This is a genomic window from Pseudomonas lactucae (assembly GCF_036688725.1).
Lineage (GTDB): Bacteria > Pseudomonadota > Gammaproteobacteria > Pseudomonadales > Pseudomonadaceae > Aquipseudomonas > Aquipseudomonas lactucae.
This window is the reverse complement of sequence record NZ_JAQQPT010000030.1, coordinates 72048-89464: the sequence shown is the minus strand read 5'-3', so window position 1 is coordinate 89464 and position 17417 is coordinate 72048. Positions and strand designations below refer to the sequence as shown.

Here is a 17417-nt window from a genome sequence, read left to right as displayed (position 1 = left end):
GAAGCAGTTGAACACCTGGGTCAGTTTTCAGTCGGCGGAACAGCCTTTACTGGGTCAGTTTTCGGTCAGCGGCAACACTACCGCGACCACTTAATCTTCAAGGCACCATCGGCAAACCAGCGATACGCCAGGTTCAAACAGGCTTCTTCGCACAACCGCCGCTCGGAGCGAATGCCGTAGCAATAACCCACGATCAGCATGCGGATCATCAGCTCAGGATCATCGACGGACGTCCAATCGGGCTATAGAAGTCGGCGAGGTAATTCCGAAAGTCGCTCAGATCGAGACACGAATAAATGCTGCGCAGAAAATGATTGGTTGGGGTGTGATCTTCAAGGTTGAACGAGTAAAACAAGCGCCCCTGCCCACTCGATAACTGTGCCACGCTGTCTGGTCCCCCCGCCGACCAATGCTGAGATTCTGCCGAAGGTCAGAAAGGGGATCTACTTTTTCAACAGACTCGGCCAGTTTCTGCCAGTCACCACCTTCAGCCTCTTATTAAGCGTAACTCATAGATGAGAACCAAGGGCGTAAAATCGATTACAAGCGACGGGCCAGAGCATGGCTATCTCGTGAGGTATTCCAATCAAAATATAAAAATAAATTTAATGATAATAATCAATAAGATAGAACATCAATTCAGATTACCCTGGCACTTAAGCGCCGCAGTGGTCGCCCTTACCTTGTATCGGCCCGCGTAGTGCTTCAGCAGATCGATTGAAAATGGCTGCCCATCAAATATTCGTCAAACGTCATCGAGCGGCATAAGTGTTGATGAGGCAACTGATCAACCTCCATTTGTTTTTTGCGCTCCGCCGCCTCTAGCGTCTCTTTCGAAAAGTGCGTTGCATCAGGTAGTGCCCGAACTTGTGTGGCAGCGTGAACCTAATACGTTCCGGCGATGCCAGTCTGTCGTTGTAAGCAATCATCCATTAGGTGCCAGCATCATCGCAGGCGAGTGGATCCTCGAACCTGGAATGGCGTAGCCTTTGATCTGGGTACGTGAAGAGGATTGTGGAAATGCCGCGGTTCAAGTCCCGGAGCACTAACCAATGAGTAAACCAAACACAGATACGAAATAGATCCACACGATGGCTGGAGTTTGGATAACAGGGAGTATCTGGTGTTTTGCCCATAGCTTGCAATAGACAACGATTTTGTCAGCAAAAGCATGTAAAATTGTTCAATATTAGCTAATATCATATCACTCGTGAATTCTATAAAAAATTTCCAGAATGCGTCACGCAATATGCGAAAACATATTCAATGAGCTGACGTCAGGATGCGTAAGATTCTAATGGGTGGGGAATGTATGGATCAGATCAATTTCGGTATTGAATAGATCTTTATCCAGCTCCACCAGTGCGTCTATGCACTTTGCCAGGGTCGCTCTAAAGTCCATTTCTGCTTTTGAGCATGGAATGGTTTTCCATTCGGTAGCTCTCATGTCGTCTGCAATTTGAGTCAACGTTAAATTTGTCGTATGTATAACTGATGTTAAAGTTATCTTCACTATCTCCTTTAAACTTGCCAGCGCATCAATAAGTACCCTCAACTCACTGTGCACGAGTGCAGACGGGGATATTGTTGTATCGATAATCATACCTTCGGAGATTTTCGAAACCTTTATACCCATCTCTTGGAATGTATTTTCTAGTGAGCGGACAGAGAGTATTATTGAATCCACCTGCACGCTTAGTTTGACAGTCATATCCTCATACTCAAATGCAGCTTTAATGTAAAATACTTCTAAGTTTGTCAATTTTGGCCTCCGCCTGCTTGAGTTATATGTCGTGACGATATGCTATCACTCAACATAAATCCATACCGCCCAAAATATTTCTGCGTTTTAATTTATAATTGCGTTTTTTTATTAATGGTGATTTTGCTTATTGTTCGGATCGCTACATTCGACCACTTGCTTTAATAAATCTGTAATGAGCTTTGAGTACGATGCCCTACTTTGAGTTAAGGGTGGGATAAGGTGATGTTCTTTACCTCATAACTAAAAACTTCATACGATTCGCGTTTCGGATGTGCTAGCAAAGCAAGGATAAATTTTTTTGCTAAAGATTAGGTTGTCAAAAAAATGGCAATAAATTCTGCTCTACTTTCGCTGCTTTTGAGTGCCGAGATACGTGCGGAGACTGCTCTTCCCTTACCTCCGCTCAGCTGGAAGGTGCAAACACTCTGAATGGCACAACGGGATCGATTTCCTACCGTTACAAACCTATCAGCAAAGCTTACAAGTCACGATAGATTTCAATAACGGTGCGACTGCTGCGCGCTTTGATCAGATAGTCTTTGACGCTAGTAATTATGTATATGGAAGATTTGGATCCACTATCGATGTTAAGTTGCTAGAAATCTTTAAAAACACTTTAGCGCCTTCGCCGCTTTTGAGTTCACTGAAGTTCATCGACTTTTATGGCAATCAGAGAGTGGGCGCGGATAGCTCAAGGCTCAAGTTATATTTTGGTAAGATTACTGTAAGCGTCCGGCAAAGTCACCTACCCGATCCCAGCAATAAGGGCGATGTTCTCCACTTAAAAATACGTGGACACCATCACCCTTATCGTCAGGATTGCCATGCGCCAAAGAACCTCTTATCCCAAACCCCTCAAAGCCCAGGTCGTTCAGGAATGCCTACAGCCTGGCGTATCGTTGGCCAGCGTCGCTCTGCGCCACGGCATCAATGCCAATCTGGTGCGAAAGTGGATACCTATTTATCAAAATCTTCAGGCGCCGGCCTTGCCCGCCTTCGTTCCGATGAAACTTGAGTCCGTAGCCCGGCCAGATCAACCACGACCGATAAGCCTCGAAATCCCTCTCGGGCAGCAGACCATCATCGTGAAATGGCCCTCGGCAGATCCTGACGGCTGCGCCCGATTTATCCGTGGGCTGGCCCGGTGATCCGTATCGACGCCATCTGGCTCGCCACCGAGCCCTTGGACATGCGCGCGGGCACAGAGTCCGCGCTGGCCAGAGTGATCGCGGTGTTCGGTGCGGCGAAGCCGCACACTGCTTATCTTTTCGCCAATCGCCGCGCCAACCGAATAAAAGTCCTGGTGCATGACGGTGTCGGTGTCTGGCTCGCAGCACGGCGGCTCAATCAGGGGAAATTTCACTGGCCGGGTATTCGCCATGGCCTGGAAGTTGAACTTGATAACGAACAACTTCAAACCTTGGTATTGGGTCTGCCTTGGCAGCGTTTCGGCGCTGGCGGCGTCATCACCGTGCTTTAAAAAGCGGTAAATAGCGTCTAGGCCTGCAGTCGCCAGCGACCTGCTTTGGTAAAATCCAATGCATGACTTCCTTGCCCAACCTCGACCAAATGACTCCCGACCAACTGCGTGCGTTAGCGGCGCAGTTGATGTCGAAGGTCGACACCATGGGCAGAAAGATCCATCGCGATCAGACCATCATCGAGCAACTGACCCACGAGATCGCTATCCTCAAGCGGCACCGGTTTGCCAAGCGCAGCGAGCAGATCAGCCCGGAGCAAGGCAACTTGCTCGACGATCTGCTCAGCATCGACCTTGAGGCTATCGACGCCGAGTTGAGTGCGCTCCAGCCGGAGCCGGCTCCAGAGAAGACACGTCAGCAGCCCAAGCGAGCACCGTTGCCACCGCAGTTTCCCCGCACCGTGATCCGCCACGAACCGGAAAACACCGAGTGCTCTTGCGGCTGCCAACTTGAGCGCATCGGCGAGGACGTCAGCGAAAAGCTGGATTACACGCCGGGCGTGTTCACCGTCGAGCAGCATGTGCGTGGAAAGTGGGCCTGTCGTCAGTGCGAAACCCTAATCCAGGCGCCGGTACCGGCCCAGGTGATCGACAAGGGCATACCTACCGCAGGCCTCCTCGCTCACGTGATGGTGGCGAAGTTTGCTGACCACTTGCCGCTATACCGACAGGAAAGAATCTTCGGCCGCGCCGGTTTGGCGATTCCGCGCTCCACGCTGGCTCAATGGGTGGGGCAAACTGGCGTGCAGCTCCAGCCTTTGGTTGATGCCCTGCGAGAGGTCGTCCTGGCTCAGCGGGTTGTGCATGCTGATGAGACGCCGGTGCAGATGCTTGCACCCGGGCAGAAGAAAACTCACCGTGCGTATGTCTGGGCTTACTGCACTACGCCGTTCTCGGCACTTAAAGCAGTGGTCTACGACTTCAGCCCAAGCCGCGCCGGTGAGCATGCCCGCAACTTTCTCGGTTCCTGGAACGGCAAGCTGGTGTGCGACGACTTCGCGGGCTACAAAGCCGGGTTCGAAAAAGGCATGACCGAAATCGGCTGCATGGCTCACGCTCGCCGCAAGTTTTTCGATCTGCATGTGGCGAATAAAAGCCAATTAGCCGAACAGGCACTGCACTCGATTGGCGGCTTGTATGAGGTTGAGCGTCAGACGCGCGACATGAGTGATGAAGATCGATGGCGCATACGGCAAGAAAAAGCGGCGCCGTTGGCGAATGTACTGCACGACTGGATGTTGACCCAGCGCGATCTTGTGCCCAACGGATCAGCGACGGCCAAAGCCTTGGATTACAGCCTGAAACGCTGGGTAGCGCTGACGCGCTACCTGGAAGATGGGGCTGTGCCCATAGACAACAATGCGGTCGAGAATCAGATCCGACCGTGGGCACTTGGCCGTTCCAATTGGCTGTTTGCCGGGTCGCTTCGCAGCGGTAAACGAGCAGCAGCGATCATGAGTTTGATCCAGTCGGCACGCATGAATGGGCATGACCCGTATGCCTATCTCAAAGATGTACTGACGCGACTGCCGACGCAGCGTGCCAGTGAGATCGAGCAGTTGCTTCCACATCAGTGGATGCCTGCCTGATCTGTGCAAGGTGTATTCCCCGCTCGCTTACACCTATCGGACATCACTCAGATCATAACGGTAGAGAGTTTCACGTCGAACCCGATAAAAATCATTGAAAGGAACTACAGAATAGTCGATGGCAAGCCTGTGCAAGTCCCTAGCTAAACTTATGTTTCAGAGCGGCGCCGTGTAAATAAAGAGCGTAAATAGGCTACGTAAAGAAATAAAGAAGCGAAGCCAAATTAATGGTTTCGCTTCTAATGTTTACGATTCTGAAAAGCTGCGGTTCAGAACGGTATGTCATCGTCGAAGGTGACTGTAACTTTCGGGAGAGGCAAAGCGCTCTTTGGTAATGGTAGATTCGTAACAATGAAAAGATTGAGTATGTCGTCTCTGTCCATAAACATGATCTGAGAGCGCTTCGTGGCATCTAGCTTGTTGCCTATCCAGTTTCTTGCCTGTTTTGTTATCTCGCCGCCCGCGACGATGAATGCGTGGTCAACCAAGACTCGTCGATTCAGTTCCGAATCGAAAATCTCGTGGCCAAGCATCATGTTCACCTGATTGTGAATCTCGGCGACATTCGATGAACCAGGTCTTCCTGCGCCCGCTGAATCTAGCTTACCCTTTTTTGCTTGGATACCGAAGTAGAGGACATGGAGAGTCGGCAGGGTGTATTTCATCCACACGTCCTTGCCATATTCCAACGCCTTATCTTTGTGACCCGTTACGGTTACGCGATGAAACCCAAGCTGACGGAATAACGGCAGCAGCACCTCCTCGATCAGCTCATCTTCAGAACACTTGTCGAGGTATGTGGTGAGTAGCTCTCGGCGTTCCATCTCCGCTGGTGTAAGCGGCCGATGCGGGTTCGCCATCTGCGCAATGGTGTTAGTGGCATTGTGGCGCAACTGGCCGAGGCCGTGCTCGTCGAAGAACGCTTCCCAACCTTCTCGCACCAGAACAGCGTTAAGCGCGGCAAGCGCTCTGCTCCTGTCCGGATCTCCCTCCTGCGCGTCGCCCTTGTCGAGAGTTGCACGGATGATCCGAATGAAAGCATCAGGTGGAACCGAAGGACTGGCATGCGGGAGAGCCAACACCTCCTCCAGTCTGCTTGCAACCCATGCCCAGCGGGTTGAACCGTCGTGGGTGTAATCTAAGTCACAATCTTGAAAGAACATCAGTGATGTAACTGCTTGAACGATACCGAAAGTGCTCAGAGTCGCCACAAACAATGTGGGCGAGTTCTCTTAGATTCCTGCTCTTCCATTTCATTTGCGTTCCTAGATTAGGCGGAGTGAGGCTGAAGCACAGCAGACATAAGACAGTCAGCGGATAATGATCGCCAGATGTGGGTAGATAGCTGCCGCTGACAATATAGGGTCGTCAGCTTTTTCAGTGATCGATTGAGCATAGCTTCCCATCGGCCCCTCGCTTTGCTGGCACGAAAGGCTCCCCAGCATGGCCGTTATCGCAATTTCTAAGGCGCCACACCGTCTAGTGTAGTGCTTCTACCAACCTTCTCCGTGTGGACTCAGACGCGACTCCGGTTAAGGAGTCAGGACCACGCGCAGATCGGGTACCCGATACGATTCAGCCGTTTTGTGACTGACCGCTTATGGCCGTTTTCTGCCCGTCGCAGACCGAGGTCAGCCGGGGGAGGGCTGGTGTTCCGTTATGCCTTGAAATTTTGGATTGACCGTTAGCTTTGAAGCCTGCGAACGGCTACGGTAATCGAGGTTAAGACCCTCACTTCACACGAACTGATCGGCCGGGCGGGCCGCAGGGATGAAATGCGCTTTAATCGGACGTTAGCGTGCCCGCTTACATCGATTTGACCGAGATAACTTCCACAAATCTGAATTTTTTCTTGGCTAACTTTGTAGCTTCTTGCTCTGCAACTAGAGAACTGAGCGTATCGGCTTCATATACGATCTCGTGCATCTTGCCTTCGAATTCATTCCCCACCCTAAGTGTGACTTTCAATCTGGGAGTAAAGGATTTTGAAAGTTTCTTTTTCTTCACTACCTTTGTCTGCTCCGCGATCACGATTTCCGGTGCAGTGTCTTGCTCATGGGTGTCGACTACTGATGCAGGCGCCTCTGGCGCACCGAATAGCGCCCTACGCATTTCTTCTTCCGTCAGTTCTGTAGTCATAACATTTCTCGAGAGGGGGTCGTGTATAGAGTTTTCGATTCTATCACTGCGGACAGCGTCGGAAATAAGAAGGCTTGACGTGGTATCTGACTTGCCGTAGCCACTAAATCCGAACGTGCGTGAGTTTCTGCTCAGAGCGCTTGTTCGAATGCAGCCTTATTGACACTCATGCTTGTGTTGTCGCCGCTTCACATTTACCCTTTGCTCCGTCGTGGTCAATCCCGCGACCGGGTGTCGCAACCTGAATCGAAACCAAGGCGCGGTATGTGCCATATCGCACAGTCAGCACTTCAAGTGCTAGCTGCTGCTCTTCTATGGCGCACCGTGCAGGGCAGGCTTCGGCCTGGCCGGGTTCCTTGGTTTCCGGTTTGCGACCCCTGTACGGTGTGCCACCCATTCGTGTCGCAACGGCGGATGGCATTCCTTAATCAAACCAAGGAGATAAGGAAAATGGCATGTCCCCCTTTTAAGCTCGCGCGCCACCCCGGCCAAATGGTTCAGGCTGCAAACTATCTCGGAGGATTCCGTGATGTTTGATCTTTCGCTACTCATCGGACTCCCCAAACCCAACAGCATCGATACTTCAGTGCTTACCCCTGAAGATGCAGCGATTAAACTGCGACAGGCCGCCACGCTTCGGCTTAATGGCGCCCAGAGTGTTCTGCTTCATTTTCCGCAAGAGGTTGAGCTGGCAGTAGAGCTGTTGGATGACGCCGCGGTGTTGTACGACAGGGCGTTTCGGAATTTAACTGGCATCCCAGCTCAAAGCGTCCATCAACAGATCCATGAATATGTCTCTGTCCCGTCAGTTGAAGGGGCTCCCGCGATCCAAACTCCGTGGGGCGATGAGTTCGCTCCGGTAATCAAGGAGGGCGTTCGTTGCGCAGAGACTTGGCTTGAGGGCTCATCATTACCGTTATGGTGGGCGCTGTCTCAGAACCGAAAACGTCATCGTCCAGGTGATCCACAGGAGGCATTTGAAGCAGGTTTTTTGCTGCGGTTGCAGCAGACGCTGATCATGCGACGTGAGGCCGTCACTTCCCAATCAACCCGCTTCGAGCCTGAGTTTGTAATTGACGTTTGAGATTTGCTTTTCCCGCCAAACCCTCCGATCAAGCGATCTGTGATCGCGCCGATCGGAGGGTTCACTCGCTTTTTCTCGAAGCCGCCGCGTTCACCCTCCATGCTCAAATTTAATTCACACAACGCCTACTTTCACCATCAGTATTTCCCCACGATTTCCATCGAGCGCAGCGCCATTTCAGTGTGTGTGCGAATCTTTTCGTTGGGCATTGATGTAGGTGGGGCGACAGCGGCGACGCCGGCGACAACCCACGTAGAACGTGGCCTGGAGCATGGCGACAAAAGTGGCGACAGTCGCCACTTTCTGAGCACTTCGGCAGTGACGCTTGACCGCCTTTTCGAGTGGGTATAAAAATTGGCGCACGGATCGCTGTCGTTGACAGCACCTGCCCAGGTAGCCAGAACCTTCAAGGCTACGCCACTTGTGTGGTGGTTCTTCCCGAAGTGCGAATAGCGTCCGGCGGCTCGCACGGTCACTCCCCAGGAGTGATGGATGCCTACTCGACTGATCTACCCATTGCGGCAGACGATGGACCTTCCTCGCTGCATTGCAGCAATCTCACCTCTCGGCACATGTCGCTGCGCCAGACCGCGCCCGTCTCTTTCTACCGGAAAGAGACGGGCGCTCGTACCACTGCTGCAAGCCAGGTCGCACATGGCATTGCCGCAACTCTCCTCGTGACAATCGGCCTGACAAATCCGATTCGTCGCCATCCGCAACGACACAGGCGCCGGTGCCGCAGCCGATGGAAAGATTGCACCTGACTGACAGTCAGGCATGCCCCAGGTGTCGATGTTGTTGCCTTCTCCCGCTCAGGATCTCCAGGTGTCGAACTCGTCAGTCGGCACAGCCTCCACCCGCCCGCATCTTCGGATGCGTCTAAGGAGGTCAGATTCATGGGTTCATGCCCTTGCTCCCGGTCGTAAGGAGCCGTTCGTTCCACGTCAGTGAACACCTCACAGGCTGCAGGGGCCTTGATCCCTGAAAACACTCAACAGCCGTGGCGGGACTATGTGAGGACAACCAGTAATGATCGAGGAGAGGGGCCATGCAGCAGTTAGATCCGAAGCTTGAACTACCACGACCGCCTCGACCGCTGATTGAGTCGAATCCAGTGGCCCAGCCTTATCCGGTACAGGCACTGGGTGGGATTCTTGGGCCTGCGGTGCAGCGCATGGCCGAGGTCATCGGCGTGCCCCAGGCGCTGGCCGCGCAATCGGTGTTGGCCGCCTCGGCTCTGGCGACTCAAGGTCATGCGGGTTTGCAACTCGACGGGAGAAATTATCCCCTTTCGCTGTACCTGATCACGGTGGCCGCGTCCGGTGATCGCAAAACGGCGGCAGATCGATGTGCCTTGCTGCCAGCACGGCTATGGGAGCGTGAACAGTGGCAGCGCTACCGCGAACAACTTGCCCGCTACCGTGCCGCACAGCGACAAGCGCAGCGTATCAACCCTGCCGATCCCGCCCCCACAAGCAGCGTACCGCTCGAAGCGGAGCCTTCGGCCCCTCGGTTGATCACCACAGACCCGACGATCGAGGCCCTGGTCAAGGGGCTCTGCCATGACTTGCCGAGCATGGGGCTGTTCTGTGACGAAGGAGGACAGTTTCTCGGCAGCAGCACCATGAGTCGGGATAACCGTTTGAAAGCGGTCACGACCTTGTCGTCACTCTGGGACGGTAGCCCGATTGATCGTGCTCGCTCCATGGTCGGTGAAAGCTTGCGAGCTTATGACCGACGCCTGAGCCTGCACCTAATGCTGCAACCGTATTTAGTCATGCAGTTACTCAGTGATCCGTTGCTTCAGGGGCAAGGCATTCTCGGTCGCTGCCTTATGACCTGGCCCACGAGTCTTGCTGGACAACGTAGCTACCAGGCTGTCGACTTATCCAAAGACGCTGCCCTAAAGCGCTATCACCACCGCCTTTCGGCGCTGTTTCATCAGCCTTGGTCATTGTCTCCTGATGGTGCTCTACAGCTATCACTGCTGACGCTCAGTCCATTGGCCCGACGTCGCTGGATTGATCTGCATGATGCTATCGAAGCCCAATTGGGTGAGTTTGGGGAACTGGCTAGCGTGCGGCCCAGCGGATCGAAGGCCGCCGACAACCTGCTGCGCATCGCCGGCATCCTGGCAATGGTGGAGGAGAGCAGTGTCGTGGAAGTCGAGCATATCCAACGGGCCTCGGCCTTAGTCGGCTACTACCTCACCGAGATCCAGCGCCTGACCGAGCAGGAGCCGGTGTGCCGAGTAAAGGAAGAGGCTGATCGGCTGCTGCGCTGGCTGCAGGTCAAGGATTGGAAGCGCTTCAGTATTCGAGACCTGAACCGCAACGGTCCTCGCTTCGCCCGTAAGAGCAGTCGTCACACCGCCAAGCTGCTGGTCGAGTTACTTGATCATCAGTGGCTGATCACCGACGGCCACACCTTCGAGGTGCGCCATGTTCAATCTTGATGAAGCGCTGCGCAACCACTTGGCTACGCGCCAACAAAAGGAGCCGAAAGCGCGGTTTGTCGCCGCGAGTGTCGCCACCCTGTCGCCACGCTCAAAGCCAGGCAGGACAAGGGGTGTCGCCGCTGTCGCCGGTGTCGCCACCACCAGTAAAACTATAACCTCGACGACAGCCATTATTCAGTGGTTGAAAGAGGAGGGCGCGCATCTCTACGTCACTGACAGCATGCTGTGTTTTCGCCCGAATGATTGGGCTCAACTCGCCATCGTGAGCGCACACTGGCGAGCCCTTTTGCATGATCTCGCGACAGTCGATCAGGAACAGAAAAATGGCTCGGGTCGGTAAGCGAGCGGGGCGCAATTTCGGCTTCGGTCGCCAGCTCAGCTATGCCGGACCGCAAGCCCTGAAAGATCTGTTTGGCGACGGTCATTTCGCTACCGTCAAAGCCCATAGTGATCGTTGGCAGGCCTTCGTGAATTGGTGTCGATCCGAGGATGGGCCGAGGCTGAATGACGCGCGACAGATCGACCGCGAGATCCTCATGCGGTATGCCGTCCACGTGCGGGAGCAGGTTGATCAGGGCAACGTCGGCATTGCCACCGCGCAGAACCGACTGTCCAGCGTGAACCGAACGATGGCCGCGCTGCGCGGTGATCAGTACGTCAAAATCCCCAGTCCGAGCAAGGCGCTGGGCTTGCAGCGCTCAAGCGTGCGTAGTGAGGCTCCGCAAGGCCAAGACCGTGCGCAGGTTAAGTTGATCGCACGGGCGCTGTCAGATCGTCAGCAATCGAGGGTGAGTGCCATTGTGCTCCTAGCCCGGGAGACAGGCATGCGCCTGCGCGAAGCGATCTTGGCGGACTTGCCACGACTGCAAGGAGAGGCTCAGCGACTGGGAAAGATCAATATCCAGGACGGCACTAAGGGCGGCCGATCCGGCGCGTCCGCACCACGTTGGATTACTATCACGGATCAAATCCGTGTCGCCTTGGATAGGGCCTGGGAGGCTTCGCCCAGCGGCAGTCGGAACCTGTTGGCTCCCAACGAGAGCTACAAAGAGTTTATGCAATCAGTTGTGCGACCGGCACGGGACCTCCTGCATGAACATGGATTGAAAGGCTTTCATGAGCTGCGGGCGGCTTACGCCTGTGAGCGTTATGAGCAACTGACTGGCTTGAATACACCCGTCAATGGCGGTCGTGGTCATCGAGAGAGTCGAGAGCTCGATCAACGTGCACGCGAGCAGATCAGTCATGAGTTGGGACATAACCGCATCGATGTGGTGAGTGCCTACATCGGAGGCCGGCGATGACGGCCGAGTTCGACATAGCGTTGTTCCTGCACCCCGTGCTCAAAGGTGCACATGCCACGCAGCAGCGGCACATCAGGCAAGCAGAAAGGATGCACGAGGTGATTCGTGAACGCTGGGGTTGCGCGACTCCCTGGTCCTGGAGAAAAAAGCACGTGAGATGGTTTTTGGAGCACTATTTGCGATGCTCAGCTCCAGCTACCATCTACTACTACGAGTTAACAGCAGGGTTGATCCGCCGTAGAAAGGCAAAAATCGTGGTTGCCTGATAGACCTTTAAGCGTGAGCCCCTGAGTATGGGAATGCGGAGCCTTCCCATACTCAGGGGCTTGGCTTAAAGAAAGCGCTGGCAAGCTCCACTACACGGATGGCATGAACTGTCGCCGTGATGTCAGCGTATCGGCACCACCTTGCGGTCCCTGGTTTGATTGATGGCCGACGCTGACAGGCTGCCGGTAGCCGCTTTCTGGATATGTTCACTCCACCAGGCCATCATCGGGCGCCGACGCTCGATGTAATCCGCCCGGTTGTAGGCGCTCCGAACTTCGTCCTTGTCGACATGCGCCAGCGCGACTTCGATCAGTTCCGGATCCCATCCATGCTCGTTCAGGATTGTGCTGGCCATGGAGCGCATGCCGTGGCTGACCAAGCGGTCCTGGAAGCCCATCCGTTTCAACGCCATGTTGGCTGTTTGGCTATTCGCGTGGGTGCGCGGGTTTCTATCTGACGGGAACACATATTCCCTGTGGCCGCTATGGGGCTTAAGCGTATCCAATAACGAGAGTGCATGTTCGGTCAGCGGTATTGTGTGCGGACGACGCTTTTTCATTCGCTCCGGAGGGATGGTCCAAATGCGTTTGTCGAAGTCGATGTCTGCCCATCGGGTTGTCGCCGCTTCGACAGGGCGGGTCATAGTGTGTAGCTGCCATTCGATCAGGCAGCGTGTGGTCCGTTTGATGCTGGCGTTCGCGATTTCCATCATGAGCTCCGGAAGCTCGTCAGGTGGTAGCGCGGCCATATTCTCTTTCTTAGGTTTCTTGAACACCGCTCGAATGCCACTGAGAGGGTTGGCAAAGATCATTCCGGAGTTGACCCCGTAGGTCATGATTTCGTTAAGGCGCTGACTCACTCGCTTAACCGTCTCGAGGCTGCCCTTGGCCTCAATCGGCCGAAGGAGCTTGATGACCATCGGGGCATTCACTTCTGATAACGGCGTTGATTTCATGCTCGGAAATACATGCAGCGTGAGTGAGCGCCAGATGTCTTCGGCATACGCTGGGGTGACGGAATCTTTCTTCAATTCGAACCACGCGGTGGCTACGTTCTCGAACGTATGTTCCGTTTCCGCTCGTTTGGCTTCCTGCAGTTCATTACGCTGAGCTTTGGGGTCGATGCCCTGTGCAAGCAGCTCTCTTGCCTCAACGGTTTTCTTCCTGGCTTGCGCAAGAGAAACCTCGGGATAGGAGCCGAGAGCCATGTTGATTCGGTTCTTGGTTACTGGATGCCGGTAGTTGAAATTCCACTGCATCGAGCGATTGACCCTGACTCGCAGCTGGAGCCCGTCGCCATCCGTGAGGACGTAATCCTTGTCTTTCGGTTTGACCGCCTTGAGCTGGCGGTCGGAGAGGCGGGTGGTTTGAGCGCACATGAGAAGTACTCCATGACACCTTTTGGTATTCCCAAGATTAGCGCCGGGGAGTCGGGAATACCATTGGGAATACCAAATCGCCTGGAACTCTAAAAACCTAGAAAGCCCCCAATAGCCCTGAAAGCCCCGTATTTACTGGGTTTCAGGCACAAAAAAAGACGTCCGTGGACGTCTTTAGATGATCAAATGGTGGAGCCGGGGGGATTTGAACCCCCGTCCGCCAGTACTCCGCTGTCGGTACTACATGCTTAGCCGTTTCTATTAAGTTAACCCTCAGCGACCCGAAGGGCAGGGTGCTTTGGGCGAGTTGTGTAAGTTTTAGCCGCTTCGTCCACAACGTACTGCACGGCGATTCTGTTCTATATGACAATCACTTTGGGTTTACAGACATCCCCTGGTGATTGCTGGACCCGAAGGTACCAGAAGCTCAGGTCTAAGGCTGCTTACGCAGCGATAGCGAATTCCTGGCCGTAGTTTTCGTCATTGGCAACTATAAGTAGTTGCAACAGTGGATTTACGAGTTCTGTTACCAACTCGGCATGCACCTAAAGTTTCGCGACCGGCGTCGAATCCTAAACGGCCCCGTGCTTGTAACTCGTTGTTTCTTAGTGAGTGACAAGCCTGTGCAGTGTACGCCAAATGCTCACGGAAGGCCAACCCGTAGGTTGGCCCTGGCGTTTACTGGCCGCCTTTCTCGTTGTTCTGCAGGTCTTGCAGGGCCTTGGAGGTGATCTCGATGCACTTCTTGTCATCACCGGCGGCGTGGGCGGCCTTGGCCTGGGAGACTGCGGTGTCGATTTCGCCGCTTTTGCCACTGGTGTCGGTCGCGAGCAGTGCCTTGCCGTTGTTGATTTTGTCCAGGTTGATCTGGCACAGGTCTTTGTCGCCGGCCGCGAAAGCGGGGGAGGCCAACATCGCAGCGGTAATGAACAAGCCAGCAAAAGTGGAACGCTTCATAAGAATGTCTCCTTGCGAAAAAGGGCTCGACGTTGCTGGCGGTCATAAAGTTTGCCAGCGACATCACTGCTGAGCCCCGTTCGCCGGGGCCTATGCAAGTGACTGCGTTGGCGCGCAGGGGTTCTGTTTTTTTCCGGATTAATGGATGCGAGGCTGGGTGACGCGGTCCACGAGGTATACCAGGCCGTGATAATCAATGCCGCCATGCTGGCTCAGGCCTATTTCGCAGGTGCGGCTGGTCGAGATGCCTTCGCTGCAATATTGCACCGCATCCTTGAGGGAGCGCAGTGCGTGGGCGTTGAGTTGCGGCGTGGTAAAGCCTTTGTCGCCGGCAAACCCGCAGCAGTGGATGCCTTCCGGGATGACCACGGTTTTAGCGCAGCGTCGAGCCAGGTCGATCAATGCCTGGCTTTCGCCCAGGTGTTGGGTGCTGCAGGTGACGTGTACCGCGATCGGCGCTTCTTGAGGTGTGAAATCAAGACGGTCCATCAGGTGTGTGCGGATAAAGCGTACCGGGTCGTAGAGGTCCAGGCGCGTGTCGCCGAGGTCTTGCGCCAGGCGCAAGGTGCACGGGCTGGTGTCGCAATAGATGGGGTCCAGGCCGCCGCGGCTGGCGTGGAGCAGGGCGCCGATCAGTTCCTGGCGTTTGTGCTCAGCCTGTTCGGCGTAGCCCTTGGAAGCAAAAGGTTGGCCGCAACATAGGCTGTCCTGGTTGTCTGGAACGACAACCTGGTAACCGGCTTTTTCCAGCAGGCCGCGGGTTTTGTCGTACAGCGACATTTGCTCTTTATCACTGGCGGCCGGGCCCATTGCCCGCGACACACAGGCTGCCAGGTAAACCACTCGCGGACGTTCGTCGGTCATCGGCGGGCTGAAGCGGATGGCTTTTTCCGGTTGTGGCATGGCGTTGGTCCACTGCGGGATTTGTCCTTTGGACAGTCTGCTCACGGTGGCCGACAGCTTCGTCAGGCGAGGGGCGCCCAGCAGCATGCGCGCACCGTTGGCGACATGCAGGGTAAAGCGCGCACCTTGCAGGGCGGTGGCGAAATGGGTGGCGAGCCAATCGGCGGTTTTCGTACGGTTGGCGTCACGACTGCGTAGCTTTTTCACCAGGTCGCCGGTGTTGATGCCTACAGGACAGCGTTGGGCGCACAGACCGGTGGCCGCGCAGGTGTCGATGCCTTGATAGTGATAGGCCGCTTCCAGGTCCGTGGTGTCGACGCCCGCGCGTTTTTTCGCCTGGATATCGCGCCAGATCACGATGCGCTGGCGCGGGCTCAGGGTCAGTCCCTTGGACGGGCACACGGGCTCGCAGAAGCCGCACTCAATGCACTTATCCACCAGCTCATCGGCGGCAGGCAGTGGCTTGAGGTGCTTGAGGTGGATCTGCGGGTCTTCGCTGAGCACCACATCCGGATTGAGAATGCCGTTGGGGTCGAGCAGGCGCTTGAGCTGCCACATCAATTGGTAGGCATCGCTGCCCCACTCCAATTCCACGAAGGGCGCCATATTGCGGCCGGTGCCGTGTTCGGCTTTCAGTGAACCGCCGAACTCCACCGCCACCAGTTGCGCCACGTCGTCCATGAACGCCTGATAGCGTGCGACCTCCTGCGCGCTATTGAAGCCTTGGGTGAACACAAAGTGCAGATTGCCTTCCAGGGCGTGTCCGAAAAGGATGGCTTCGTCGTAGTGATGTTTGTCGAACAGTTCGATCAGGCGGTTCACGCCGATTGCCAGTTGCTCGACCGGGAAGGTCACGTCTTCGATGATCACCGTGGTACCGGTTTTGCGCACGGCGCCGACGGCGGGAAAGGTGTCTTTGCGAATTGCCCACAGCCGCGCGTTTTCTATCGGGTCTTCGGTGAAGTCGACCTGTTTTTCAACCGGGAAAGCGGCCAGGGACGCCATGATCAGCGCCAGTTGTTCATGCAGTAACGAGGGCGACGCAGCGCGGGATTCGATCAGTAATGCGCAGGCATTTTCCGACAGTTGCTGTACGAAAGCGGGCATGCCGGGTTTGTTCTGCACTGAGCGCATGCTGCGTCGATCCAGCAACTCCACGGCCGATACTGGCTGGGTTTTCAGCACCGTGACCGCGTTGCAGCAGGTCTCGACGTCCGGGAACACGATCAGCGCCGACGCTTTGTTTGGGTGATCGACCACCGTGTTGTAAGTGACTGCGCTGATGAATCCCAAGGTGCCTTCGGAGCCCACCAGCAGATGACTGAGGATATCCAGCGGTTCATCAAAATCCACCAAGGCATTGAGTGACAGGCCGGTGGTATTTTTCAGGCGGTATTTGTGGCGTATTTTCGCAGCCAGCTCGGCGTTTGCCCGCGTCTCGCGACCCAATGTCGCCAGGCGCTCAAGCAGTACGCCATGCTGCTCACGAAAGGCCCTGACGCTGGCCGCATCTTCGGTGTCCAGGCGGCTGCCGTCGGCCAGCACCAGACGAATGCCCGCCAGGGTGTGATAGGTGTTTTGCGCAGTACCGCAGCACATCCCGCTGGCATTGTTGGCGACAATACCGCCTATTTTGCAGGCATTGATCGATGCCGGGTCCGGTCCGATCTTGCGGCCGAACGGTGCCAGCCATGCGTTGGCCTGCGCGCCGATGACGCCTGGTTGCAGGCGGATCTGCGTGCCTTTCCCGCGAATTTCGCGGCCGTTCCAGTTATCCCCCAGCACGATCAGCACCGAGTCGCTGATCGCCTGTCCGGACAGGCTGGTGCCGGCCGCGCGAAAGGTCACCGGCACGTGGTCACGTTGGGCCAGTTGCAACAGTGCGACCACTTCGTCTTCCGACTCTACGCGGATAACCAGCTGTGGGATCAGTCGGTAAAAACTGGCGTCAGTGCCGAATGCGAGCGTGGAAAGCGGATCATCGAAGCGTCGATTGGTCGGGATCAGCTGTGCGACGTCAGTCAGGAAAGCGGCAGGCAGGCTCATGGGTCCTCCAGAAATAGCTGACGCCGGAATAAGGGTCCGGCGTCGGT

14 protein-coding genes, 1 other RNA gene and 1 pseudogene are annotated in these 17417 nt (G+C 55.2%); 8 read left to right on the top strand and 8 right to left on the bottom strand.

Annotation, left to right across the window (positions count from 1 at the left end):
* Nucleotides 1-113 precede the first annotated feature (113 nt).
* Together V6M90_RS27520 and V6M90_RS27515 are read right to left on the bottom strand one after the other, a co-directional pair.
* Nucleotides 114-385 (bottom strand): annotated as a pseudogene (locus V6M90_RS27520) (transposase); the annotation flags it as partial.
* 909 nt (nt 386-1294) lie between these two features.
* Entirely contained in the window at nt 1295-1762 is a 468-nt protein-coding gene (locus tag V6M90_RS27515) for a hypothetical protein (RefSeq protein ID WP_332847443.1), read from the bottom strand.
* Nucleotides 1763-2556: 794 nt separating this feature from the next.
* Between V6M90_RS27515 and tnpA the strand changes: the two genes are divergently transcribed.
* The 3 genes from tnpA (at nt 2557) to tnpC (ending at nt 4834) form a co-directional block, all read left to right on the top strand.
* Nucleotides 2557-2913, top strand: coding sequence for an IS66-like element accessory protein TnpA (gene tnpA, locus V6M90_RS27510; RefSeq protein ID WP_332847442.1), 357 nt, complete (start codon nt 2557-2559; stop codon nt 2911-2913).
* Nucleotides 2910-3245: an IS66 family insertion sequence element accessory protein TnpB gene (gene tnpB, locus V6M90_RS27505; protein WP_332847441.1), complete on the top strand. Its 336-nt coding sequence runs from the start codon at nt 2910-2912 to the stop codon at nt 3243-3245. The genes tnpA and tnpB overlap by 4 nt, the downstream gene beginning before the upstream one ends.
* A gap of 62 nt (nt 3246-3307) precedes the next feature.
* A complete protein-coding gene (tnpC, locus tag V6M90_RS27500; RefSeq protein WP_332847440.1) occupies nt 3308-4834 on the top strand; it encodes an IS66 family transposase in 1527 nt (508 codons plus the stop codon).
* 269 nt (nt 4835-5103) lie between these two features.
* Here the strand turns inward: tnpC and V6M90_RS27495 are convergent, their stop codons facing one another.
* Nucleotides 5104-5997, bottom strand: coding sequence for a hypothetical protein (locus V6M90_RS27495; RefSeq protein WP_332847439.1), 894 nt, complete (start codon nt 5995-5997; stop codon nt 5104-5106).
* Between the two features lie 643 nt (nt 5998-6640).
* Nucleotides 6641-6973, bottom strand: coding sequence for a hypothetical protein (locus V6M90_RS27490; RefSeq protein ID WP_027605342.1), 333 nt, complete (start codon nt 6971-6973; stop codon nt 6641-6643).
* 529 nt (nt 6974-7502) lie between these two features.
* Here V6M90_RS27490 and V6M90_RS27485 point away from each other — a divergent pair.
* From V6M90_RS27485 to V6M90_RS27465, 5 genes are all read left to right on the top strand, one after another.
* Complete coding sequence (locus tag V6M90_RS27485) at nt 7503-8057, top strand: LasR-specific antiactivator QslA (RefSeq protein WP_332847438.1); 555 nt, start codon at nt 7503-7505, stop codon at nt 8055-8057.
* Nucleotides 8058-9105: 1048 nt separating this feature from the next.
* Complete coding sequence (locus tag V6M90_RS27480; RefSeq protein ID WP_332847437.1) at nt 9106-10512, top strand: YfjI family protein; 1407 nt, start codon at nt 9106-9108, stop codon at nt 10510-10512.
* Nucleotides 10499-10855 (top strand): hypothetical protein, encoded by a 357-nt coding sequence (locus V6M90_RS27475; protein ID WP_332847436.1) that lies wholly within the window; start codon nt 10499-10501, stop codon nt 10853-10855. The genes V6M90_RS27480 and V6M90_RS27475 overlap by 14 nt, the downstream gene beginning before the upstream one ends.
* Complete coding sequence (locus V6M90_RS27470) at nt 10839-11819, top strand: integrase domain-containing protein (protein WP_027605346.1); 981 nt, start codon at nt 10839-10841, stop codon at nt 11817-11819. The genes V6M90_RS27475 and V6M90_RS27470 overlap by 17 nt, the downstream gene beginning before the upstream one ends.
* Nucleotides 11816-12085, top strand: a complete 270-nt coding sequence (locus tag V6M90_RS27465; RefSeq protein ID WP_027605347.1) for a hypothetical protein — start codon at nt 11816-11818, stop codon at nt 12083-12085. The genes V6M90_RS27470 and V6M90_RS27465 overlap by 4 nt, the downstream gene beginning before the upstream one ends.
* A 122-nt stretch (nt 12086-12207) precedes the next feature.
* Here V6M90_RS27465 and V6M90_RS27460 read toward each other — a convergent pair whose 3' ends face one another.
* From V6M90_RS27460 to V6M90_RS27445, 4 genes are all read right to left on the bottom strand, one after another.
* Nucleotides 12208-13464, bottom strand: a complete 1257-nt coding sequence (locus V6M90_RS27460) for an integrase domain-containing protein (RefSeq protein ID WP_027605348.1) — start codon at nt 13462-13464, stop codon at nt 12208-12210.
* A gap of 187 nt (nt 13465-13651) precedes the next feature.
* Nucleotides 13652-14048, bottom strand: a transfer-messenger RNA (tmRNA) gene (gene ssrA / locus V6M90_RS27455).
* Nucleotides 14049-14142: 94 nt separating this feature from the next.
* The gene (locus tag V6M90_RS27450; RefSeq protein ID WP_003176165.1) at nt 14143-14421 is read right to left on the bottom strand and encodes a hypothetical protein; all 279 of its coding nucleotides are present in this window, start codon (nt 14419-14421) and stop codon (nt 14143-14145) included.
* A gap of 138 nt (nt 14422-14559) precedes the next feature.
* Entirely contained in the window at nt 14560-17370 is a 2811-nt protein-coding gene (locus V6M90_RS27445) for an FAD-binding and (Fe-S)-binding domain-containing protein (RefSeq protein ID WP_332847435.1), read from the bottom strand.
* Between the last annotated feature and the right edge of the window lie 47 nt (nt 17371-17417).